Below are 19,406 nucleotides of genomic sequence, written 5' to 3' on the forward strand. Positions count from 1 at the left end.
GCCCGCTCGCTGTCCGTCTCGGCCGGCACGGTCGATCTCAACGGCACCGTCGGCAGCGGCACGGCACTGTCCAGCCTGGCGCTGACGGCTTCGTCGATCTTGCTCGATGGCGGCTCGGTCACCACCACCGGCCATCAGACCTACTCCGGTGCGGTGACGCTGGGGGCCGACACCACCCTGTCCGCCGGTGCGGGCACGGTGAGCCTGGGCAGCACGGTCGATGGCGCACGCTCGCTGTCCGTCTCGGCCGGCACGGTCGATCTCAACGGCGCCGTCGGCAGCGGCACGGCGCTGTCCAGCCTGGCGCTGACGGCTTCTTCGATCTTGCTCGATGGCGGCTCGGTCACCACCACCGGCCATCAGACCTACACCGGTGCAGTGACGCTGGGCGTGGACACCACCCTGTCCGCCGGTGCAGGCACGGTGAGCCTGGGCAGCACGGTCGATGGCGCCCGCTCGCTGTCCGTCTCGGCCGGCACGGTCGATCTCAACGGCGCCGTCGGCAGCGGCACGGCACTGTCCAGCCTGGCGCTGACGGCTTCTTCGATCTTGCTCGATGGCGGCTCAGTCAGCACCACCGGCCATCAGACCTACACCGGTGCGGTGACGCTGGGCGTGGACACCGCGTTAACTGCGCCTGGGGGCGGCATCCTGTTTGCCGCACCCGTCGACGGCACCCATCGCCTGGATGCGGAAGCCGCCTCCATCACCGTGGCGCACAGCATCGGGCTGGGCGCGGTGCCGGTACGGCTCCGCCTGGTCGCAGGCAGCTTGGACTTCACGTCATCAAGCATCCGTGCACAGGAAGTCGAACTCGCCACCACCTCGTCCGATCTGCACCTGGCCAATCTGCAACTGACGGGGGGCGGCCAGAGCAGCATCGACAGCCGCGGCATGTTGAGCATCGACGGCCTGCTCGATCTTCAGGGCGGCAGCCTCGTGCTTACGGCTCGTGCCGCACCGACCTCAAGCACCGCCCTCCTGAGCGGCTCGACGCCTCTCACCTTCGGCAGCCGGCCCTTGTTCGAGAACGAGGCCGTGATGGTCCAGGGCAGCTCGGGGCGGCTTCTCACGGCGGCGGGGAGTCATCTTGCTCTGCGCACGCCTGCGCTGGGGTCGATACGACTGGACCGCAACGACGCGGCCGGCCGACCGGTCAACAGCCTCGGTGGAACCGTGTCGGCTGTCAGTGGCGTAGCTGGCGAAAGCAGCACATTGCGCTTTGGCAATCCGCCCAGCGGCGTCGCGCCGCTCGAACTGGGTGTTGTGCGCATCAGCGCCGATCAACTCGCGGTGGCCGGCCGCTTTGACCCCTTGACCCCCTCCGGTGCGATTCGCGCCGGCATCGAGGCCGACGTGGTTCATCTCCGCGCGGACCGCATCACCACCAACACCGGAGACGACACGGCCTTGCCGCCGGTCCCGGATGGGCAGATCCGTGCCCGCCTGCCCTTCCTGTCAGCGCAGACCCCGTTGACCCAGCAGCCCTCGCTCAACTTTGAACTGCTGCTGCCCGCCGGGGGCCTGCCAATCGGCAACCCCTATGGTGGACCAGCCGCCGAGGACTGGATTCAGACCATCGTGGGCGACGCCGTGGGGGGCTTGGTCGGTGTCCAGCCTCGCATCGTCGGAGATGCAAGCGCTTTCCGCTTTGTCTTCATCGGGGGGCCGGTCATGCCCGTGCCTTTCTACGATCCGACGGCTTCCAACGTCCGGGTCTTCTACAACGGCGAGACTGCCCTGACCCCGCAGGAACAAGGCGCGCTGTCCAGCGTGATCGCGGTCATCGAGCGCGCGCGACGCGATCGATTCGAAGAAGCCGTTCGGACGGAGAATGCGGCGTCGCGTCTTCGCCAGGGCGTGATCGCCGAGGTCGGCCCGGGCCGACCCGCCACCGAGGGCACCGAGGGCCTGCGCCCCCCGCCCATCTGCGAACTTGCCAGCACCGGCCTGCGCTGCGCACCGTGAACCGCACTCCGAGTCGAAAGTCGCCCCCTTCGAAGGTTTGGCAGACCCATCGACGACAGCTCTGCCAACTGCCGATCGCGCTCGCCTGCGGGCTGGGTCCGGCTCGCGCCGCAGCAGCGGCGCAGGCGACCGAGGGTGACGAGGTCCGGCTGGCCCTGCTCATCGGCAACCGTCACTACCCCTCGCCCTATGACCTGCCCCCGGTCCACAAGAACGTGCGGGACTTGCGAGCCGCACTCGAACGCTGGGGTTTCGTGGTTACCGAGGCCGTGGATCTCGCCCCGGCGGCTTTGCTCCAGGCCATCCAGTCCTTCGGTCAGCTGGCCCGCCAGGCACCGGCGGATGCGACCGTGCTGTTCTATTTCACGGGCCACGGGCTGCAGATCGAAGCCGAGAACCTGATGGTGGCAGCGGGCGTCAGCCCGGCCCATGCCGCCGACCAGTTGCTGCGAAGCAGCCTGCAACTCACGCGCGACGTGATCGAGCAGCTGCCCCAGCGATCGACGGGGCTGTCGATTGCGGTGATCGATGCCTGTCGAACCTCCCTGAAGGAAGCCCTGCAAGGCGGTGGCCTCAACCAGGTCGAGGCCCCGACAGGATGCCTCATCAGCTTCGCCACCGCTGCGGGCAAGCCTGCGATCGCCCCAGCCGTGGAGACCCAGAACACCTTCTACACCGCCTCCCTCGTCAAGGTGCTGCAGCAAGCGGACGGCGAGCTCTCGTTTCCGGACTTGTTCCGCCTCGTCAAGCGGGACGTGCAACAGGTGATGGAATCGCATCCGGTGGCTGCCATCCGCCAGCTTGCCCAGGTGCCGTTCATTGCCGAGAACGCTCCCCGTCGCTCGCGACTGACCCCCCGGAGTCGCGCTGCGGGAGCGCCTCAGGCTGCCGCCGCGCCGGCCGAGACCCGCCCCGAAGACGAAACCCGACTGCTGGACGCCCTGGAGCAGGCCAGTTGGCCAGCCGATGTGCGAGCGCTGGCGGAGGACTACCTCCAGCGCTACCCGCAGGGCCGCCTCAGGGGCCGTGCGGAAGTCATGCGAGACGGTGCCAGCCAGGCAGCCGAGGCACTGCAACGACGCGATGTCCGGCTCTACCGGAGCGCCTTCAATGTGGCGGACGCCTCGCCGGCCATCGCCGACGAGCTGCGCAAAGCGGCCCGGGGAGACAAGGATGCTGCGGCACGCATTGGCCGCCTGCACATCCAGCGGCAGACCGGGACGGAACGCAGCCGCTACGAAGGTTGGATGGCGTACGCCGCCGCGCTGGGCAACGGCATCGCCAGCTACGAGTTGGCGTTGCACTATCGCAAGGTCGACCAACCCCTGTTGGCCGCCCAGTTCGAGAGTCGAGCGCGCGAGCTGGGCTACACGCCGCCGCCGTCCCTGGATCACCTGCGCAAATAGCACCGAGCGCACTGATCCGCCCCCTGGGCACTTGTGGGCCTGCGGATGCGACCTCAGCGGTCGAAGTCCGGAACTTGCCCACAAACGAAAAAGGCCGGCGCAAGCCGGCCCCATGGGCATCGACGGACTCGTCTGCCACGCCCGAAGGCGGCGGCAGACTGAACGCTCAGGCCGCGGGCGCTTCGACCGGTGCTGCGTCCGCGGCAGGACGATCCACCAGCTCGACAAAGGCCATCGGCGCGTTGTCGCCGACGCGGAAACCCATCTTCAGGATGCGGGTGTAGCCGCCCGGACGGGTCTGGTAGCGCGGGCCCAGCTCGGCGAAGAGCTTGACCACGTTGTCGCGGTTGCGCAGGCGGTCGAAGGCGAGGCGCTTGTTGGCCAGGGTCGGCTGCTTGGCCAGAGTGATCAGCGGTTCGACGACGCGGCGCAGTTCCTTGGCCTTGGGGACCGTGGTCTTGATGGCCTCATGCTCGATGAGCGAGTTGGCCATGTTGCGCAGCATCGCGAGGCGGTGGCTGCTGGTGCGGTTGAGCTTGCGAAGGCCGTGACCGTGACGCATGGTGAAAGTCCTTTTGAAGGATTGGAATACGCGCCCGCCGGATCAGGTACGGGCACGGGGACCGGGCCGCCGAAGCCGCCCTGGTGGGGGATCAGCGCTTGTCGAGACCTTGCGGCGGCCAGTTCTCGAGACGGGCGCCGAGGGTCAGGCCCCGAGAGGCCAGCACTTCCTTGATCTCGTTGAGCGACTTGCGACCCAGGTTCGGGGTCTTCAGCAGCTCGGTCTCGGTGCGCTGGATCAGGTCGCCGATGTAGTAGATGTTCTCGGCCTTCAGGCAGTTGGCCGAGCGCACGGTCAGTTCGAGCTCGTCGACCGGACGCAGCAGGATGGGATCGAAGTTGCCCGAAGCCGGACGGGCCTCGCTGAGACCGGCACCGCCGGTTTCGAACATCTTGCCGACATCCACTTCAAGCTGGGCGAAGACCGCAAGCTGCTCGACCAGGATCTTGGCCGAGGCACGCACCGCCTCTTCGGGCGAAATCGCGCCACTGGTCTCGATTTCCATGACCAGCTTGTCGAGATCGGTGCGCTGCTCGACGCGGGCGTTCTCGACCGCATAGCTCACGCGACGGACCGGCGAGAACGAGGCGTCCAGCACGATGCGGCCGATCGACTTGCTGCTCTCGTCGCCGTAGCGGCGCATGTTGCCAGGCACGTAGCCGCGGCCCTTCTCGATCTTGATCTGCATGTCGAGCTTGCCACCGGCCGACAGGTGGGCGATCACGTGGCCGGGGTTGATGATCTCGACGTCGTGCGGCGTCTGGATGTCGGCGGCGGTCACGACGCCTTCACCCTCCTTGCGCAGCACCAGCGTGACCTCGTCGCGGCTCTGCAGCTTGAACACCACGCCCTTGAGGTTGAGCATGATGTGGACGACGTCTTCCTGCACGCCGTCGATGGCCGAGTACTCGTGCAGCACGCCAGCGATCACCACCTCGGTCGGGGCATAGCCGACCATCGAGGACAGCAGCACGCGGCGCAGCGCATTGCCCAGGGTGTGGCCGTAGCCGCGCTCGAAAGGCTCGAGCGTCACCTTGGCGCGTTCGACGCCAGGGCTGCTGGGCAGCTTCTCGACGTTGATGGCTTTCGGCTTGAGCAAGTTGGTTTGCATCAGGTCTTCCCGTCAATACCCTCGGCTCGTTACACCGATAAGGCTGATGAACCGCCCGCAGCCCGGCTCGGCGAACCGGATATGCGGGACCGGAATGGGCAATGCGCTCCGCAACGCCGCCCGGAGGTAGACGCTGCGGAGCGCATGGCGCCGATCAACGCGAGTACAACTCGACGATCAGCGACTCGTTGATGTCCGACCCGAACTCGTCGCGGTCGGGCGTCTTCTTGAACACGCCTTCGAGCTTGGCGGCATCCACCTGGACCCAGCCCGGCATGCCGATCGACTCCGCCAGCTTGACCGCATCGACGATGCGCAGCTGCTTCTTCGACTTCTCGCGAACCGCGACCACATCGCCCACCTTGACCAGGTACGACGGGATGTTCACGGGCGCGCCGTTGACAGTGATCGCCTTGTGCGAGACCAGCTGACGGGCCTCCGCGCGGGTCGAGCCGAAACCCATGCGGTACACGACGTTGTCGAGACGCGATTCCAGCAGGGTCAGCAGGTTGGAGCCGGTGTTGCCCTTGCGGCGCTCGGCTTCGGCAAAGTAGCGACGGAACTGGCGCTCCAGCACGCCGTACATGCGCTTGACCTTCTGCTTCTCGCGCAGCTGCAGACCGAAGTCCGAGGTACGGGAACCCGAGGTGCGGCCGTGCTGACCCGGCTTGGTCTCGAACTTCGACTTGTCGCTGATCGGGCGGCGAGCGCTCTTCAGGAACAGGTCGGTGCCTTCACGGCGGGAAAGCTTGGCCTTGGGGCCGAGGTAACGTGCCACGATGCGTCCTTCTTCGAGGTCTGACGCGAGGGCCGGGCCGGCTCATCGCGCGAGTCTGGCGGCTCAAGAGCACTCCCAGACAGTGGGCTTCACGAAGTCTTGCGACTTCAAACAAACCGCCGGCCGCGCACCGAAGTACGCGCCGGCGAGGCGAACGGGGCGCCCCGGAGGGGCGCCTGGTTCAGCGATCGATCAGATCCGACGACGCTTCTGGGGGCGGCAGCCGTTGTGCGGCACGGGCGTCACGTCCGAGATGGACGCGATGCGGATGCCCAGCGAGGCCAGCGCGCGAACCGACGACTCGCGACCGGGGCCCGGGCCCTTGATCTCGACGTCCAGGTTCTTGATGCCCTGCTCCTGGGCGGCACGGCCGGCCACTTCGGCCGCAACCTGCGCGGCGAAGGGGGTCGACTTGCGCGAGCCCTTGAAGCCCTGGCCACCACTCGACGCCCAGGCCAGGGAATTGCCCTGACGATCGGTGATCGTGATGATGGTGTTGTTGAACGAGGCGTGAACGTGCGCGATGCCGTCGGCAATGTTCTTGCGAACCTTCTTGCGGACGCGGGCGGCAGCGTTGTTGACAGGGGCTTTGGCCATGCTGTTTCTCTGTTGAACTCGGGCGTGGACGCGGGATCAGCGACCGCTGATCACTTCTTCAGCGCTTGCGGACCCTTGCGCGGACCCTTGCGGGTACGGGCATTCGTCCGGGTGCGCTGGCCACGCGTGGGCAGACCGCGGCGATGACGGAAACCCCGGTAGCAACCCAGATCCATCAGTCGCTTGATGTTGATCGTGGTCTCGCGGCGCAGGTCGCCCTCGATCGTCAGCTTGCCGACTTCTTCGCGGATCTTCTCGAGATCGCTGTCGGTCAGGTCCTTGATCTTCTTGCTGAAGGGAATGCCAGCACTCACGCAGATCTTCTGCGCGGTGGTGCGGCCCACCCCGTAGATCGACGTCAGACCGATCTCGGTGTGCTTGTGCGGCGGGATGTTGATACCGGCGATACGTGCCATGGTGTCCTCTGAATCTCTTTAGCTAGTGCTCGCGCGACCCGAACGGGCAGCAGTCGGCGCCGGGCGCTCAGCCCTGCCGCTGCTTGTGGCGCGGGTCGGTGCAGATCACCCGCACGACGCCGTGGCGTCGAATGATCTTGCAATTGCGGCACATCTTCTTGACCGATGCCGAAACCTTCATCGTCTTCTCCTTGACCTGGTGCTTGCGCTTCCGGGGAACAGGCTTGTGTGAACAAGCGACTCACTTCGCCCGGAAGACGATGCGAGCGCGACTCAAATCGTAGGGCGTCAGCTCCACGGTGACTTTGTCGCCCGGCAGGATGCGGATGTAATGCATGCGCATCTTGCCGGAAATGTGACCGAGGACGACGTGCCCGTTGTCCAGCTTCACTCGAAACGTTGCGTTGGGAAGGTTCTCGACGACCTCTCCATGCATCTGGATGACGTCATCCTTCGACATGAACCCTCAACCCACATCGATCAGCCCGGCTTGAAGCTGGCCTTCTTCAACAGGGACTCGTACTGCTGGGACATCACATAGGACTGGACCTGGGCCCAGAAATCCATGGTGACGACCACGATGATCAAGAGAGAGGTCCCGCCGAAGTAGAAGGGCACGTTGTACTTCAGGATCAGGAACTCGGGCAGCAGACACACGAGGGTGATGTAGATCGCACCCCCCAGGGTCAACCGCGAAAGGATCTTGTCGATGTAGCGCGCCGTCTGGTCACCCGGGCGAATGCCAGGAATGAAGGCACCACTCTTCTTCAAGTTGTCGGCGGTCTCGCGGCTGTTGAAGACCAGGGCCGTGTAGAAGAAACAGAAGAAGACAATGGCCGCCGCGTAGAGCATCACGTAGATCGGCTGACCCGGTGACAGCGCCGAAGCCAGATCGCGCAGCCACTGGAAACCCTCACCCGTGGCGAACCAGCCCACCGCCGTCGCAGGCAGGAGGATGATCGAGGAGGCGAAGATCGGCGGGATGACGCCAGCCATGTTGACCTTCAGCGGCAGGTGCGAGGACTGGCCACCATAGACCTTGTTGCCGACCTGACGCTTCGCATAGTTCACCAGGATCTTGCGCTGGCCCCGTTCGACGAAGACCACGGCATAGGTCACGGCCGCCACCAGCACGATGATCAGCAGGGCCACCACGATGCTCATGGCGCCGGTGCGAATCAGCTCGAACAGCCCGCCCAGCGCACTGGGCAGACCGGCGGCGATGCCGGCGAAGATCAGGATCGAGATGCCATTGCCAAGACCGCGCTCGGTGATCTGCTCACCCAGCCACATCAGGAACATTGTGCCGGCCACCAGGCTGACCACCGTGGTCATGCGGAAGCCGAAGCCCGGGGAGATGACGAGACCCGCCGAACCTTCCAGTGCCACAGCGATGCCGAGCGCCTGGAAGATCGCGAGGCCCAGCGTGCCGTAGCGCGTGTACTGCGTGATCTTGCGCTTGCCCGCCTCGCCTTCCTTCTTCAGCGCCTCGAGGGTCGGAACGACGTGCGACATGAGCTGCACGATGATCGACGCCGAGATGTAGGGCATGATGCCCAGCGCAAAGACGGTGAAGCGGGACAGGGCCCCACCCGAGAACATGTTGAACAGGTTCAGGATGCCGCCCTGCTGCCCGTTGAACAGTTGCTTGAGCTGGTTGGGGTCGATGCCGGGCACGGGGATGTGGGCCCCGATGCGGTAGACGACCAGCGCGAGCAGCAGGAAGACCAGTCGGCGACGCAGGTCGCCGAACTTGCCGGTCTTCGCGAGCTGGGGAGCGTTCGTGGCCACGCGATGTCCCGAGTAGGTTCGTCAGCGAAGGATCAGGCCGCCTCAGGCGACCGAGCCGCCAGCCGCCTCGATCGAGGCCTTGGCACCGGCGGTGGCACCCACGCCCTTGAGCGTGACGGCCAGGCTGAGCTCACCCGCCTTGATGACCTTGACCACGCGCGCCAGCTCGGGCACCAGGCCTGCGGCCTTGAGCGCGAGGACGTCGACTTCCGCAGCGCCCAGGCGCTGCAGGTCGGTCAGGGTGATTTCGGCGTTGTAGCGCAGGGTCGTCGACTTGAAGCCGCGCTTGGGCAGGCGGCGCTGCAGCGGCATTTGGCCGCCTTCGAAACCCACCTTGTGGTAACCGCCGGCACGCGACTTCTGACCCTTGTGGCCGCGGCCGCAGGTCTTGCCCAGGCCCGAGCCAATGCCGCGACCGACACGGCGCTTGGCATGCTTGGCGCCGGAGGCCGGCTTGATCGAATTCAGTTCCATGGAATGCTCCGGGCAGCTGCCTTACAGCACCTGCACGAGGTAGCTGATCTTGTTGATCATGCCGCGCACCGCGGGGGTGTCTTCCAGCACGCGGGTGCTGTTGACACCGCGCAGGCCGAGGCCACGCACGGTGGCGCGGTGGTCAACACGGGTGCCGATCGGGCTCTTGACGAGCTTGACCGTCAGGGTCTTCTTGTCGGTGGTCATCGCAGACTCCGCTCGGGCGCTCAGTTGAAGATCTCTTCGATCGACTTGCCACGCTTGGAGGCGACCTCGTAGGGGGTCGTCGAGCGGGCAAGTGCGTCGAAGGTCGCACGCACCATGTTGTACGGATTGGTCGAGCCGTGGCTCTTGGCGACCACGTCGGTCACGCCGAGCACGTCAAACACCGCGCGCATCGGACCGCCGGCGATCACGCCGGTACCCGCCGGAGCCGGGGCCAGCAGCACGCGGGCCGCGCCGTGCTCGCCGATCACGTTGTGATGCAGCGTACCGTTGCGCAGGCTGACCTTGATCATGTTGCGACGGGCCTGGTCCATGGCCTTCTGGACAGCGACCGGCACTTCACGCGCCTTGCCCTTGCCCATGCCGACCTTGCCGTCGCCGTCGCCCACCACGGTGAGCGCCGCAAAACCCATGATCCGGCCACCCTTGACCACCTTGGTCACGCGGTTGACCTGGATCATCTTCTCGCGCAGACCATCGTCCCGACCTTCGTCGTTCACGCGCGCTTGGAACTTAGCCATCTTGCTTTCCTTCGCCTGTGGGCCGTCGGATCAGAACTGGAGGCCGGCTTCGCGGGCTGCCTCGGCCAGGGCCTTGACCCGGCCGTGGTAGGCGAAACCTGCGCGGTCGAAGGCGACACGCTCGATGCCGGCGGCCTTGGCCTTCGCAGCGATCCGGGCGCCCACGGCAGCCGCGGCGCTCACGTTGCCACCCTTGCCGGACGCACCCAGCTGCTCGCGGACTTCCTTCTCGGCGGTCGAGGCGCTGGCGAGCACCTTCTGACCGTCGCCCGAGATCACGCTGGCGTAGATGTGCAGGTTGGAGCGGAAGACCGTCAGGCGGACCGTGCCCTGCAGGGCGATACGGGCACGCGTCTGGCGGGCGCGCCGCAGGCGTTGCGCTTTCTTGTTCAACATCGTGCGGCTCCTTACTTCTTCTTGGTCTCTTTCAGGACCACGCGCTCGTCGGCGTAGCGGATCCCCTTGCCCTTGTAAGGCTCGGGCGGACGGAAGGCCCGGACCTCGGCGGCGAGCTGGCCGACGACCTGGCGGTCGGCGCCCTTGATCAGGATTTCCGTCTGCGACGGGGTCGTGACGGAAATGCCAGCCGGCATCTCCTTGACGACCGGGTGCGAGAAACCGATCTGCAGGTTCAGCTTCTGGCCCTGGGCCTGGGCACGGAAGCCCACGCCAACCAAGGTCAGCTTCTTCTCGAAGCCCTTGCTGACACCGTTGACCATGTTGGCGGTCAGGGCGCGCAGGGTGCCGCTCATCGCATTCGCTTCGGCCGACTCATTGAGCGGCGCGAACTTGATGGCTGCGCCGTCCTTGCTGACAGCCACCAGGCGGTGCACGGGCAGCGACAGCGCGCCCAGGGCACCCTTGATGCTGATCTGTTCGGCCGTGATCGACACATCCACGCCTTGCGGGATGGCGACCGGCATTTTTCCAACGCGAGACATTGCTGCTTCCTCCGCGTCAGGCAACGTAGCAGAGCACTTCGCCGCCGATACCGGCTGCGCGCGCCTTGCGGTCGGTCATCACGCCCTTCGGCGTGGTGACGATGGCGACACCCAGGCCGTTCATCACCTGGGGGATCGAGTGGCGGCCCTTGTAGACGCGCAGGCCAGGACGGCTCACGCGCTCCAGGCGCTCGATCACCGGCTGACCGGCGTAGTACTTCAGCGCGATCTGCAGCTGCGGCTTGGCCGCCTCGCCGGAGACCACGAAGCTGTCGATGTAGCCTTCGTCCTTCAGGACTTGGGCGATCGCGACCTTCAGCTTCGACGAAGGCATCGACACCGAGGCCTTCTCGACCATCTGTGCGTTGCGGATGCGGGTCAGCATGTCCGCAATGGGATCACTCATGCTCATGGGATTGCTCCTCTTCCTGGGCCGAGCGCCGGCTTACCAGCTGGCCTTGACGACACCGGGGATGTCGCCCTTGAAGGCCAGTTCGCGGATCTTGTTGCGGCCGAGACCGAAGGTGCGGAAGGTACCGCGCGGACGACCGGTCAGTTCGCAGCGATTGCGCAGACGGGTCGGGTTCGCATTGCGCGGCAGCTTCTGGAGCGCCAGGCGGGCGAGGTAACGCTCTTCGTCCGACTTGGAGGCGTCGTCGATGACGGCCTTCAGTTCGGCGTACTTCTTCGCGTACTTGGCCACGAGCTGCTCGCGCTTGAGCTCGCGCTGCTTGATCGAGAGTTTTGCCACGGGGCCTACCTCAGTTCTTGAACGGGAAGCGGAAGGCCGAGAGCAGCGCCTTGGCCTCGTCGTCGGTCTTGGCCGTCGTCGTGATGCTGATGTTCATCCCGCGGAGCGCGTCGATCTTGTCGTACTCGATCTCGGGGAAGATGATCTGCTCTTTGACGCCGATGTTGTAGTTGCCACGGCCATCGAAGGAACGACCCGAGATCCCGCGGAAGTCACGGACGCGCGGCAGCGCGATCGTCACGAAGCGATCCAGGAACTCGAACATGCGGGCACCGCGCAGGGTGACCATGCAGCCGATGGGCACGTTCTCGCGGATCTTGAAGCCCGCGATCGCCTTCTTCGACTTGGTCACCACCGGCTTCTGGCCAGCGATCTTGGTCAGGTCGCCAACGGCGTTGTCCATGACCTTCTTGTCCGACACCGCTTCGCTGACACCCATGTTCAGGGTGATCTTCTCGAAGCGCGGCACCTGCATGACGGAGGTGTAGCCGAACTTGGCGATCAGGTCGGGAACGACCTTGTCGCGGTAGAACTCTTGCAGACGAGCCATGTTCGACCCCTTACGCCTTGATCTCTTCGCCGCTGGACTTGTAGACGCGCACTTTCTTGCCGTCTGCCAGGAGCTTGACCCCCACGCGATCGGCCTTGGCCGTGCTGGGGTTGTAGATGGCCACGTTTGACTGGTGGATCGGCATGGTCTTGTCGACGATGCCACCGGTCGTGCCCTTGAGCGGGTTGGGCTTGACGTGCTTCTTGGCGACGTTCACGCCTTCGACGACGATGTGATCGTCATCGACGCGCAGCGCCACCGTGCCACGCTTGCCCTTGTCGCGGCCGGCAATCACGACGACTTGGTCGCCCTTGCGAATCTTGTTCATGACCTGTCCTTTGCAGGGCCGACGCCTCAGAGCACTTCCGGGGCGAGCGAGACGATCTTCATGAAGCGCTCGGTACGCAGTTCACGCGTGACCGGGCCGAAGATGCGGGTGCCGATGGGCTCGAGCTTGCCGTTGAGCAGGACGGCCGCATTGCCGTCGAACTTCACCAGCGAGCCATCCTGGCGGCGCACACCCTTGGCGGTGCGCACGACCACGGCGTTGTAGACCTCGCCCTTCTTGACGCGGCCTCGCGGTGCGGCCTCCTTGATGGAGACCTTGATCACATCGCCGATGCCCGCATAGCGGCGCTTGGAGCCGCCGAGCACCTTGATGCACATGACGCTCTTCGCGCCCGTGTTGTCCGCGACGTCGAGCCGCGATTGCATTTGGATCATGTCATTCCCCAACTTGTCCCGCAGACACCGTCTGGCGCATGCAGTCAGTCTTGGGCCCCGTCGGGCAGCGGCTTGCGGCCACCACCACTAGAGGGCGAGACCGAAAAGCCACCTGCGAGACCGTGTGGCGCTGCATGACGCACACCACCCGTATCGTTCAGCCGCCGCGCGCACCAGGCAGACGAGCTGCTTGGTAGGGGCCGCTTCAGGTAGATTTTCGGCGAAGCTGCGCAGTTTAGTGAAGACGACCTGCGCTGTCAAACGCTGCGATGGAAATTTCTCAAAGCGCCTGCGCCTGGCGGAGCAGCGTCGCCGCATCGCTCACCTCGAACTTCCCGGGCGCTTCGACATTCAGGCTCAGCACCACGCCCTCACGCACCAGCATGGAGTAGCGCTGCGAGCGCAGGCCGAGCCCGCGCGCCGTCAGGTCCAGGGTCAGCCCCGTGGCTTGCGTGAACTCGGCCGAGCCGTCGCCCAGCAGTCGCACCTTGCCGGCCGTCTGCAGCTCGCGGGCCCAGGCGCCCATCACGAAGGCATCGTTGACCGAGATGCAGAGAATCTCGTCGACACCCGCCGCGCGGAAGGCCTCGGCGGCCGCCACATAGCCCGGCACATGCTGCGCCGAGCAGGTGGGCGTGAACGCGCCGGGCAGGGCAAAGACAGCCAGCGTCTTGCCGGCGCTCAAGGCCTCGGTGGTGAAGGCATTGGGACCCAGGCTGCAGCCGCCGCCCTCGACTTCAATGAACTCGTACAGCGTGGCCGCGGGCAGGCGGTCTCCGATCTTCAGCATGCTCACTCCTCGTTGAAGGCACCGGATACGGCGCCGCAATGAAAACGACCGGCAGCCCTTGCGGACATGCCGGTCGCTCGATCAGGGCATGGGCCCGTCGATCAGACGCTGCGCGCCTTCTCGACCAGGCGGGTCACAACCCAGTTCTTGGTCTTGGACAGCGGACGGCCTTCGGCGATCTCGACCACATCACCGATGTGGTAGGCGTTGGCTTCGTCATGCGCGTGGTACTTGCGCGAGCGCGCCACGATCTTGCCGTAGAGCTCGTGCTTGGTGCGACGCTCGACCAGGACGGTGATCGTCTTGTCGCGCTGATCGCTGACCACGCGGCCGACCAGGGTGCGGGTGTTCTTCACCGGCGCGGTTTGGGCTTCCGTCATTGGGCAGCTCCCTTCTTCTTCTCGGCCAGGATGGTCTTGGCACGGGCGATGGCGCGACGGGTCTCGCCCAGGCTGGCGTTGTTGGCCAGTTGCTGGGTGCCCTTCTGCATGCGCAGCTTGAAGTGGGCCTGGAGCAGGGACTTGATTTCCTGCTCAAGAGCGGCCACGTCCTTGGCGCGGAGTTCGGTTGCGTTCATGGGGACCTCGTAGAACGTCAGGTGCCGACGTGGCGGGCCACGAAGGTGCAGCGCAGCGGCAGCTTGGCAGCCGCGAGCGTGAACGCCTCGCGGGCCAGAGCCTCGGGCACGCCATTGATCTCGTAGAGCACCTTGCCCGGAGTGATCTCCGCGACGTAGTACTCCGGGTTGCCCTTGCCGTTGCCCATGCGGACTTCGGCCGGCTTCTGCGAGATCGGCTTGTCCGGGAAGATGCGGATGAAGATCCGACCACCCCGCTTGACGTGACGCGAGATCGCGCGACGCGCAGCTTCGATCTGGCGGGCCGTGATGCGGCCGCGCTCGGTCGCCTTCAGACCGAAGTCACCGAAAGCCACGGAGGCTCCACGGGTTGCGACCCCGGTGTTGCGGCCCTTCTGTTCCTTGCGGAACTTGCGGCGTGCAGGTTGCAGCATGGTTTACTCTCCTTTGGCCTCGCCCGCGCCAGCCGGCGCGGCGACCTTGCGCACACGCTTGACGGCGCCCTTGGCGTCGGCGGCACCGGCGTCGGCCGGCTTGTCGCTGCCGTCAGCCGGCGCACCCTCGGCACGCGGACCACGGCCCGGACCCCCACGACCCGACGGGCGACGATCGCCACCCGGACGGTCGCTGCGCGGGCCACGGCGGTTGCGGCGGTCATCATCACGCTCGTCGCCGCCCTTGAGGGTCGGCGCCTCGCCGTTCGCCAGGCGGTCACCGCGGTAGACCCAGACCTTGACACCGATGATGCCGTAGGTGGTCTTGGCTTCCGAGGTGCCGTAGTCGATGTCGGCGCGCAGGGTGTGCAGGGGCACGCGGCCCTCGCGATACCACTCGGTGCGGGCGATTTCGATACCGTTCAGACGACCGGCGCTCATGATCTTGATGCCCTGGGCACCCAGGCGCATCGCGTTCTGCATCGCGCGCTTCATCGCACGACGGAACATGATGCGCTTCTCGAGCTGCTGGGTGATCGAGTCGGCGATCAGCTGCGCGTCGACTTCCGGCTTGCGGACTTCCTCGATGTTGACCGCGACCGGCACGCCGAGGCGGCGGGTCAGTTCGGCCTTGAGGTTCTCGATGTCCTCGCCCTTCTTGCCGATCACCACGCCCGGACGGGCGGAGTAGATCGTGATGCGGGCGTTCTTCGCGGGGCGCTCGATCAGGATGCGCGAGACCGCGGCATTCTTCAGCTTCGCCTTGAGGTACTCGCGAACACGCAGGTCCTCGGCCAGCATCGTGGCGAAGTTGCGATTCGACGCGTACCAGCGCGACGACCAGTTGCGCGTGACGGCCAGGCGGAAGCCAACCGGATGAATCTTCTGTCCCATGGTCTTCCTTGCCTCAGTTGCCGACGGTCACGAAGATGTGGCAGGTCGGCTTGCTGATGCGGTTGCCCCGACCCTTCGCGCGGGCTTCGAAACGCTTGAGCGTCGTGCCCTGTTCCACGTAGATCGAGGTGACCTTCAGCTCGTCGATGTCGGCGCCATCGTTGTGCTCGGCGTTCGCGATCGCGGACTCCAGAGCCTTCTTGATGATGCCGGCCGCCTTCTTCTGGGTGAAGTTCAGGATGTTGAGGGCCTGATCGACCTTCTTGCCGCGGATGAGATCGGCCACCAGTCGACCCTTGTCGACCGACAGTCGCACACCGCGAACGCTTGCTCGGGTTTCCATCGCGACTCCTTACTTCTTGGCCTTCTTGTCCGCCGGGTGACCCTTGAACGTGCGGGTCAGGGCGAACTCGCCGAGCTTGTGGCCGACCATCTGTTCGGACACATAGACCGGCACGTGCTGCTTGCCGTTGTGCACGGCGATCGTCAGACCGATGAACTCGGGCAGGATCGTCGAGCGACGCGACCAGGTCTTGATCGGCTTCTTGTCCTTGATCGCGACGGCCTTCTCGACCTTGGCGATCAGGTGGTGGTCCACGAAGGGACCCTTCTTCAGCGAGCGAGACATGTCGTGCGCTCCTTACTTCTTGCGACGCGAGACGATGAACGTCTGCGTGCGCTTGTTGTTGCGGGTGCGATAGCCCTTCGCCGGGGTGTTCCACGGCGACACCGGCACCTGACCCTCGCCGGTGCGGCCTTCGCCACCACCGTGCGGGTGATCCACCGGGTTCATGGCCACGCCGCGGACGGTCGGGCGGATGCCCTTCCAGCGGATCGCACCGGCCTTGCCGTACTGGCGCAGGTTGTGCTCTTCGTTCGAGACCTCGCCGATGGTGGCGCGGCATTCGACGTGGATGCGACGGACTTCACCCGAGCGCAGACGGATCTGGGCGTAGGTGCCTTCGCGCGCCATCAGCGTGACCGAGGCGCCGGCCGAGCGGGCGATCTGGGCGCCCTTGCCCGGCAGCATCTCGACGCAGTGGATGGTCGAACCCACCGGGATGTTGCGGATCGGCAGGGTGTTGCCCGGCTTGATCGGGGCTTCCGCACCGCTCAGCAGGGTGGCACCGACCTCGACATTGCGCGGGGCGATGATGTAGCGACGCTCGCCGTCCGCGTAGCACAGCAGGGCGATGTGCGCGGTGCGGTTCGGGTCGTACTCGATACGCTCGACCTTCGCCGGCACGCCGTCCTTGGTACGGCGGAAGTCAACAACGCGGTAGTGGTGCTTGTGACCACCACCCTTGTGCCGCATCGTGATGTGGCCGTTGTTGTTGCGACCGGACTTCTGCTTCTGCGGCTCGAGCAGCGAAGCTTCCGGCTTGCCCTTGTGCAGGTGGGCATGAACCACCTTCACCACGGCACGGCGGCCCGGCGAAGTCGGCTTGACCTTGACGACAGCCATTACGCGGCCTCCCCGGAGAAGTTGAGCTCCTGACCCGGCTTCAGGCACACATAGGCCTTGCGCACGTGGTCACGACGGCCGAGACGACCGCCGAAACGCTTGGTCTTGCCCTTGACGTTGACGACCGAGACCTTGTCGACCTCGACCTTGAAGAGCAGCTCGACCGCAGCCTTGATCTCGGGCTTGGTCGCGTCACGCAGGACCTTGAACAGGACCTGGTTGTGCTTCTCGGCCACGGCGGTGGCCTTTTCGGAGACGATCGGCGCCAGCAGGATCTGCATCAGGCGGCCTTCATCGAACTTGACGGCGCTCATGCCAGCATCTCCTTGATCTGCTCGATCGCACCCTTGGTCACGATCACCTTCTTGTAGAAGACGAGCGAGAGCGGGTCGGCGTAACGCGGCTCGACAACCAGCACGTTGGGCAGGTTGCGCGAGGCGAGGTACAGGTTCTCGTCGATCTGGTCGGCGATCACCAGCACATGCTCAAGGTTCATCGCCTTGAGCTTGGCCGCGAGCAGCTTGGTCTTCGGGGCGTCGACGGCGATCGAATCGATCACGGCCAGACGGCCTTCGCGGGCCAGCTGCGAGAAGATGGACGCCATGCCGGCGCGGTACATCTTCTTGTTGACCTTCTGGGTGAAGTTCTCGTCCGGGCTGTTCGGGAAGATGCGACCGCCCCCACGCCACAGCGGGGACGAGGTCATGCCGGCGCGCGCGCGGCCGGTGCCCTTCTGACGGAACGGCTTCTTCGTCGAGTGCTTGACCTGCTCGCGGTCCTTCTGGGCACGGGTGCCCTGACGCGCGTTGGCCTGGTAGGCGACAACGATCTGGTGGACCAGCGCTTCATTGAAGTCGCGACCGAACACGGTGTCCGGCGCATCCACCTTGGCCGAGGCCTGGCCCTGTTCGTTCAGGAGCTCGAGTTGCATCAGTTGGCTCCCTTCGAAGTCTTGGCCTTGACGGCCGGACTCACGGTCACGAAGCCACCCTTGGCACCCGGCACCGCCCCCTTGACCAGCAGCAGCTGGCGAGCCTCGTCGACACGCACGATGTCGAGGTTCTGGGTGGTGACGGTCTCGTCACCCATGTGACCGGTCATCTTCTTGCCCGGGAAGACGCGACCCGGATCCTGGGCCATCGAGATCGAGCCCGGGACATTGTGCGAACGCGAGTTGCCGTGCGAAGCGCGCTGCGAACCGAAGTTGTGGCGCTTGATCGTGCCGGCAAAGCCCTTGCCGATCGAGGTGCCCTGCACATCGACCTGCTGACCCTCGGCAAACACGCTGGCCGGCACCACGGCGCCCGGGGCATAGCCTGCGGCGACGTCGGCGGGGACGCGGAATTCCTTGAGGATCTCGCCGGCCTGCACGCCGGCCTTGGCCAGGTGGCCCGCTTCGGGCTTGGTCACGCGAGACGCGCGGCGCTGACCGTAGGTCACCTGCAGCGCGGAGTAGCCATCGACCTGTTCGGTCTTGACCTGGGTCACGCGATTGTTCGACACATCGAGCACCGTCACGGGCACGGCATCACCGTCGCTCGTGAAGATGCGCATCATGCCGACCTTGCGGCCCAGCAAACCGAGGCGATGACCCGGATTGGCTGTCGTCATGAAGTTCTCCAGCCTCCTGGGGAGGCCTTGTTTCACCGACCCGGCATCGATTGGCCGGGCTTGAATGCCGTGCTTCCCGCCTGCAAGCACCCCGGCCAAGACCGGTGAGCCGCACTTGGAAGAACACGAACGCCAGCCACCCGAAGGCAGCTGGCGCAAAAGCTTGCGAGTATAGCGATTCGCGGCGCGCTCAGCAAACAGCGGCCACGAGGCCGCAACTTACTGCAGCTTGATCTCGACGTCGACGCCCGCGGGCAGGTCGAGCTTCATCAGCGCGTCGACCGTCTTGTCGGTCGGATCGACGATGTCCATCAGGCGCTGGTGGGTGCGGATCTCGAACTGGTCGCGGCTGGTCTTGTTGACGTGCGGCGAGCGCAGGATGTCGAAGCGCTGCATGCGGGTCGGCAGGGGCACCGGGCCCTTGACGATGGCGCCGGTGCGCTTGGCGGTTTCGACGATCTCCTGGGCCGACTGGTCGATCAGCTTGTAGTCGAAGGCCTTCAGACGGATGCGGATCTTCTGCTTTTGCATGACGTTTCTTCCTTGAAAAGAGCGATGAGGCCGCTCGCCGCGCTCAGCGTGGCGGGCGGCATGTCATGCAATTACTCGATGATCTTGGCCACGACGCCGGCGCCGACGGTGCGGCCGCCTTCACGGATGGCGAAGCGCAGGCCTTCTTCCATCGCGATCGGGGCAATCAGCTTGACCGTGATCGACACGTTGTCGCCCGGCATCACCATTTCCTTGTCCTTCGGCAGTTCCACCGCACCCGTCACGTCCGTCGTGCGGAAGTAGAACTGCGGGCGGTAGTTGTTGAAGAA

33 protein-coding genes are annotated in these 19,406 nt (G+C 65.5%); 2 read left to right on the plus strand and 31 right to left on the minus strand.

All coding sequences use genetic code 11. The annotated features are described in order from the left end of the window. Both H4F90_RS12290 and H4F90_RS12295 read left to right on the plus strand, forming a co-directional pair. On the plus strand, positions 1–1,968 hold a 1,968-nt coding region (locus tag H4F90_RS12290), incomplete at its 5' end, for an autotransporter outer membrane beta-barrel domain-containing protein (protein WP_220486160.1). Further along, positions 1,965–3,374 carry a caspase family protein gene (locus tag H4F90_RS12295; protein WP_182665031.1) on the plus strand — a complete coding sequence of 470 codons (1,410 nt, stop codon included), beginning with the start codon at positions 1,965–1,967 and terminating at the stop codon, positions 3,372–3,374. The genes H4F90_RS12290 and H4F90_RS12295, both read left to right, overlap by 4 nt. A gap of 166 nt (positions 3,375–3,540) precedes the next feature. Here H4F90_RS12295 and rplQ read toward each other — a convergent pair whose 3' ends face one another. The 31 genes from rplQ to H4F90_RS12450 form a co-directional block, all read right to left on the minus strand. Beyond that, on the minus strand, positions 3,541–3,936 hold the full coding sequence (gene rplQ, locus H4F90_RS12300) for a 50S ribosomal protein L17 (RefSeq protein WP_182665033.1): 396 nt from the start codon (positions 3,934–3,936) through the stop codon (positions 3,541–3,543). A 91-nt stretch (positions 3,937–4,027) separates the two neighbouring features. Then, on the minus strand, positions 4,028–5,047 hold the full coding sequence (locus H4F90_RS12305) for a DNA-directed RNA polymerase subunit alpha (protein WP_182665035.1): 1,020 nt from the start codon (positions 5,045–5,047) through the stop codon (positions 4,028–4,030). 154 nt (positions 5,048–5,201) lie between these two features. Beyond that, positions 5,202–5,825: a 30S ribosomal protein S4 gene (gene rpsD / locus H4F90_RS12310; protein WP_182665037.1), complete on the minus strand. Its 624-nt coding sequence runs from the start codon at positions 5,823–5,825 to the stop codon at positions 5,202–5,204. A gap of 192 nt (positions 5,826–6,017) precedes the next feature. Then, a complete protein-coding gene (rpsK, locus tag H4F90_RS12315; protein WP_182665039.1) occupies positions 6,018–6,422 on the minus strand; it encodes a 30S ribosomal protein S11 in 405 nt (134 codons plus the stop codon). Between the two features lie 50 nt (positions 6,423–6,472). After that, positions 6,473–6,838 (minus strand): 30S ribosomal protein S13, encoded by a 366-nt coding sequence (gene rpsM, locus H4F90_RS12320; protein WP_182665041.1) that lies wholly within the window; start codon positions 6,836–6,838, stop codon positions 6,473–6,475. 67 nt (positions 6,839–6,905) lie between these two features. Continuing rightward, positions 6,906–7,019: a 50S ribosomal protein L36 gene (gene rpmJ / locus H4F90_RS12325; protein ID WP_182665043.1), complete on the minus strand. Its 114-nt coding sequence runs from the start codon at positions 7,017–7,019 to the stop codon at positions 6,906–6,908. Positions 7,020–7,079: 60 nt separating this feature from the next. Continuing rightward, positions 7,080–7,298, minus strand: coding sequence for a translation initiation factor IF-1 (infA, locus tag H4F90_RS12330; RefSeq protein ID WP_182665045.1), 219 nt, complete (start codon positions 7,296–7,298; stop codon positions 7,080–7,082). A 20-nt stretch (positions 7,299–7,318) separates the two neighbouring features. Beyond that, on the minus strand, positions 7,319–8,629 hold the full coding sequence (gene secY, locus H4F90_RS12335) for a preprotein translocase subunit SecY (RefSeq protein WP_182665046.1): 1,311 nt from the start codon (positions 8,627–8,629) through the stop codon (positions 7,319–7,321). 42 nt (positions 8,630–8,671) lie between these two features. Then, positions 8,672–9,103, minus strand: coding sequence for a 50S ribosomal protein L15 (rplO, locus tag H4F90_RS12340; protein ID WP_182665048.1), 432 nt, complete (start codon positions 9,101–9,103; stop codon positions 8,672–8,674). Positions 9,104–9,124: 21 nt separating this feature from the next. Then, on the minus strand, positions 9,125–9,310 hold the full coding sequence (rpmD, locus tag H4F90_RS12345) for a 50S ribosomal protein L30 (protein ID WP_182665050.1): 186 nt from the start codon (positions 9,308–9,310) through the stop codon (positions 9,125–9,127). A 20-nt stretch (positions 9,311–9,330) separates the two neighbouring features. After that, a complete protein-coding gene (rpsE, locus tag H4F90_RS12350) occupies positions 9,331–9,849 on the minus strand; it encodes a 30S ribosomal protein S5 (protein WP_182665052.1) in 519 nt (172 codons plus the stop codon). Between the two features lie 30 nt (positions 9,850–9,879). Beyond that, a complete protein-coding gene (gene rplR, locus H4F90_RS12355) occupies positions 9,880–10,245 on the minus strand; it encodes a 50S ribosomal protein L18 (RefSeq protein ID WP_182665054.1) in 366 nt (121 codons plus the stop codon). A gap of 11 nt (positions 10,246–10,256) precedes the next feature. Beyond that, a complete protein-coding gene (gene rplF, locus H4F90_RS12360; RefSeq protein ID WP_182665464.1) occupies positions 10,257–10,790 on the minus strand; it encodes a 50S ribosomal protein L6 in 534 nt (177 codons plus the stop codon). Positions 10,791–10,806: 16 nt separating this feature from the next. Next, on the minus strand, positions 10,807–11,202 hold the full coding sequence (rpsH, locus tag H4F90_RS12365; RefSeq protein WP_182665056.1) for a 30S ribosomal protein S8: 396 nt from the start codon (positions 11,200–11,202) through the stop codon (positions 10,807–10,809). A 33-nt stretch (positions 11,203–11,235) separates the two neighbouring features. After that, positions 11,236–11,541, minus strand: a complete 306-nt coding sequence (rpsN, locus tag H4F90_RS12370; RefSeq protein ID WP_182665058.1) for a 30S ribosomal protein S14 — start codon at positions 11,539–11,541, stop codon at positions 11,236–11,238. A 10-nt stretch (positions 11,542–11,551) separates the two neighbouring features. Further along, entirely contained in the window at positions 11,552–12,091 is a 540-nt protein-coding gene (gene rplE, locus H4F90_RS12375) for a 50S ribosomal protein L5 (RefSeq protein ID WP_182665060.1), read from the minus strand. Positions 12,092–12,101: 10 nt separating this feature from the next. Then, positions 12,102–12,419 carry a 50S ribosomal protein L24 gene (gene rplX, locus H4F90_RS12380; RefSeq protein ID WP_182665062.1) on the minus strand — a complete coding sequence of 106 codons (318 nt, stop codon included), beginning with the start codon at positions 12,417–12,419 and terminating at the stop codon, positions 12,102–12,104. 26 nt (positions 12,420–12,445) lie between these two features. Further along, positions 12,446–12,814, minus strand: coding sequence for a 50S ribosomal protein L14 (gene rplN / locus H4F90_RS12385; protein WP_182665064.1), 369 nt, complete (start codon positions 12,812–12,814; stop codon positions 12,446–12,448). Between the two features lie 280 nt (positions 12,815–13,094). After that, entirely contained in the window at positions 13,095–13,604 is a 510-nt protein-coding gene (locus tag H4F90_RS12390) for a peroxiredoxin (protein ID WP_182665066.1), read from the minus strand. Between the two features lie 101 nt (positions 13,605–13,705). Then, positions 13,706–13,984 carry a 30S ribosomal protein S17 gene (rpsQ, locus tag H4F90_RS12395; RefSeq protein ID WP_182665068.1) on the minus strand — a complete coding sequence of 93 codons (279 nt, stop codon included), beginning with the start codon at positions 13,982–13,984 and terminating at the stop codon, positions 13,706–13,708. Next, complete coding sequence (rpmC, locus tag H4F90_RS12400) at positions 13,981–14,181, minus strand: 50S ribosomal protein L29 (RefSeq protein WP_182665071.1); 201 nt, start codon at positions 14,179–14,181, stop codon at positions 13,981–13,983. Before rpmC ends, rpsQ begins: the two co-directional genes overlap by 4 nt. A gap of 17 nt (positions 14,182–14,198) precedes the next feature. After that, entirely contained in the window at positions 14,199–14,615 is a 417-nt protein-coding gene (gene rplP, locus H4F90_RS12405; RefSeq protein ID WP_182665073.1) for a 50S ribosomal protein L16, read from the minus strand. A 3-nt stretch (positions 14,616–14,618) separates the two neighbouring features. Then, complete coding sequence (rpsC, locus tag H4F90_RS12410) at positions 14,619–15,509, minus strand: 30S ribosomal protein S3 (RefSeq protein ID WP_182665075.1); 891 nt, start codon at positions 15,507–15,509, stop codon at positions 14,619–14,621. A 13-nt stretch (positions 15,510–15,522) separates the two neighbouring features. Continuing rightward, the gene (gene rplV, locus H4F90_RS12415; RefSeq protein ID WP_182665078.1) at positions 15,523–15,852 is read right to left on the minus strand and encodes a 50S ribosomal protein L22; all 330 of its coding nucleotides are present in this window, start codon (positions 15,850–15,852) and stop codon (positions 15,523–15,525) included. Positions 15,853–15,861: 9 nt separating this feature from the next. Then, positions 15,862–16,137 (minus strand): 30S ribosomal protein S19, encoded by a 276-nt coding sequence (gene rpsS / locus H4F90_RS12420; protein ID WP_182665080.1) that lies wholly within the window; start codon positions 16,135–16,137, stop codon positions 15,862–15,864. A 12-nt stretch (positions 16,138–16,149) separates the two neighbouring features. Next, positions 16,150–16,974 (minus strand): 50S ribosomal protein L2, encoded by an 825-nt coding sequence (gene rplB / locus H4F90_RS12425; RefSeq protein ID WP_182665082.1) that lies wholly within the window; start codon positions 16,972–16,974, stop codon positions 16,150–16,152. Further along, positions 16,974–17,288 carry a 50S ribosomal protein L23 gene (rplW, locus tag H4F90_RS12430; protein WP_182665084.1) on the minus strand — a complete coding sequence of 105 codons (315 nt, stop codon included), beginning with the start codon at positions 17,286–17,288 and terminating at the stop codon, positions 16,974–16,976. Before rplW ends, rplB begins: the two co-directional genes overlap by 1 nt. Continuing rightward, positions 17,285–17,905, minus strand: coding sequence for a 50S ribosomal protein L4 (rplD, locus tag H4F90_RS12435; protein WP_182665086.1), 621 nt, complete (start codon positions 17,903–17,905; stop codon positions 17,285–17,287). The genes rplW and rplD overlap by 4 nt, the downstream gene beginning before the upstream one ends. Next, positions 17,905–18,585: a 50S ribosomal protein L3 gene (rplC, locus tag H4F90_RS12440; protein WP_182665088.1), complete on the minus strand. Its 681-nt coding sequence runs from the start codon at positions 18,583–18,585 to the stop codon at positions 17,905–17,907. The genes rplD and rplC overlap by 1 nt, the downstream gene beginning before the upstream one ends. 219 nt (positions 18,586–18,804) lie before the next feature. After that, a complete protein-coding gene (rpsJ, locus tag H4F90_RS12445) occupies positions 18,805–19,116 on the minus strand; it encodes a 30S ribosomal protein S10 (RefSeq protein ID WP_110401797.1) in 312 nt (103 codons plus the stop codon). Positions 19,117–19,187: 71 nt separating this feature from the next. Beyond that, the coding region (locus H4F90_RS12450; protein ID WP_182665090.1) for an EF-Tu C-terminal domain-related protein at positions 19,188–19,406 on the minus strand (219 nt) is incomplete at its 5' end.

The organism is Aquariibacter albus, assembly GCF_014145335.1.
Classification (GTDB): Bacteria; Pseudomonadota; Gammaproteobacteria; order Burkholderiales; family Burkholderiaceae_C; genus Aquariibacter; species Aquariibacter albus.

Coding starts and splice junctions, on each gene's coding strand:
- rplQ (WP_182665033.1), bottom strand. CDS start 3,936: ATGCGTCACGGTCACGGCCTTCGCAAGCTCAACCGCACCAGCAGCCAC.
- H4F90_RS12305 (WP_182665035.1), bottom strand. CDS start 5,047: ATGCAAACCAACTTGCTCAAGCCGAAAGCCATCAACGTCGAGAAGCTG.
- rpsK (WP_182665039.1), bottom strand. CDS start 6,422: ATGGCCAAAGCCCCTGTCAACAACGCTGCCGCCCGCGTCCGCAAGAAG.
- rpsM (WP_182665041.1), bottom strand. CDS start 6,838: ATGGCACGTATCGCCGGTATCAACATCCCGCCGCACAAGCACACCGAG.
- rpmJ (WP_182665043.1), bottom strand. CDS start 7,019: ATGAAGGTTTCGGCATCGGTCAAGAAGATGTGCCGCAATTGCAAGATC.
- infA (WP_182665045.1), bottom strand. CDS start 7,298: ATGTCGAAGGATGACGTCATCCAGATGCATGGAGAGGTCGTCGAGAAC.
- rplO (WP_182665048.1), bottom strand. CDS start 9,103: ATGGAACTGAATTCGATCAAGCCGGCCTCCGGCGCCAAGCATGCCAAG.
- rpmD (WP_182665050.1), bottom strand. CDS start 9,310: ATGACCACCGACAAGAAGACCCTGACGGTCAAGCTCGTCAAGAGCCCG.
- rpsE (WP_182665052.1), bottom strand. CDS start 9,849: ATGGCTAAGTTCCAAGCGCGCGTGAACGACGAAGGTCGGGACGATGGT.
- rplR (WP_182665054.1), bottom strand. CDS start 10,245: ATGTTGAACAAGAAAGCGCAACGCCTGCGGCGCGCCCGCCAGACGCGT.
- rplF (WP_182665464.1), bottom strand. CDS start 10,790: ATGTCTCGCGTTGGAAAAATGCCGGTCGCCATCCCGCAAGGCGTGGAT.
- rpsH (WP_182665056.1), bottom strand. CDS start 11,202: ATGAGCATGAGTGATCCCATTGCGGACATGCTGACCCGCATCCGCAAC.
- rplE (WP_182665060.1), bottom strand. CDS start 12,091: ATGGCTCGTCTGCAAGAGTTCTACCGCGACAAGGTCGTTCCCGACCTG.
- rplX (WP_182665062.1), bottom strand. CDS start 12,419: ATGAACAAGATTCGCAAGGGCGACCAAGTCGTCGTGATTGCCGGCCGC.
- rplN (WP_182665064.1), bottom strand. CDS start 12,814: ATGATCCAAATGCAATCGCGGCTCGACGTCGCGGACAACACGGGCGCG.
- H4F90_RS12390 (WP_182665066.1), bottom strand. CDS start 13,604: ATGCTGAAGATCGGAGACCGCCTGCCCGCGGCCACGCTGTACGAGTTC.
- rpsQ (WP_182665068.1), bottom strand. CDS start 13,984: ATGACGGAAGCCCAAACCGCGCCGGTGAAGAACACCCGCACCCTGGTC.
- rpmC (WP_182665071.1), bottom strand. CDS start 14,181: ATGAACGCAACCGAACTCCGCGCCAAGGACGTGGCCGCTCTTGAGCAG.
- rplP (WP_182665073.1), bottom strand. CDS start 14,615: ATGCTGCAACCTGCACGCCGCAAGTTCCGCAAGGAACAGAAGGGCCGC.
- rpsC (WP_182665075.1), bottom strand. CDS start 15,509: ATGGGACAGAAGATTCATCCGGTTGGCTTCCGCCTGGCCGTCACGCGC.
- rplV (WP_182665078.1), bottom strand. CDS start 15,852: ATGGAAACCCGAGCAAGCGTTCGCGGTGTGCGACTGTCGGTCGACAAG.
- rpsS (WP_182665080.1), bottom strand. CDS start 16,137: ATGTCTCGCTCGCTGAAGAAGGGTCCCTTCGTGGACCACCACCTGATC.
- rplB (WP_182665082.1), bottom strand. CDS start 16,974: ATGGCTGTCGTCAAGGTCAAGCCGACTTCGCCGGGCCGCCGTGCCGTG.
- rplW (WP_182665084.1), bottom strand. CDS start 17,288: ATGAGCGCCGTCAAGTTCGATGAAGGCCGCCTGATGCAGATCCTGCTG.
- rplD (WP_182665086.1), bottom strand. CDS start 17,905: ATGCAACTCGAGCTCCTGAACGAACAGGGCCAGGCCTCGGCCAAGGTG.
- rplC (WP_182665088.1), bottom strand. CDS start 18,585: ATGACGACAGCCAATCCGGGTCATCGCCTCGGTTTGCTGGGCCGCAAG.
- rpsJ (WP_110401797.1), bottom strand. CDS start 19,116: ATGCAAAAGCAGAAGATCCGCATCCGTCTGAAGGCCTTCGACTACAAG.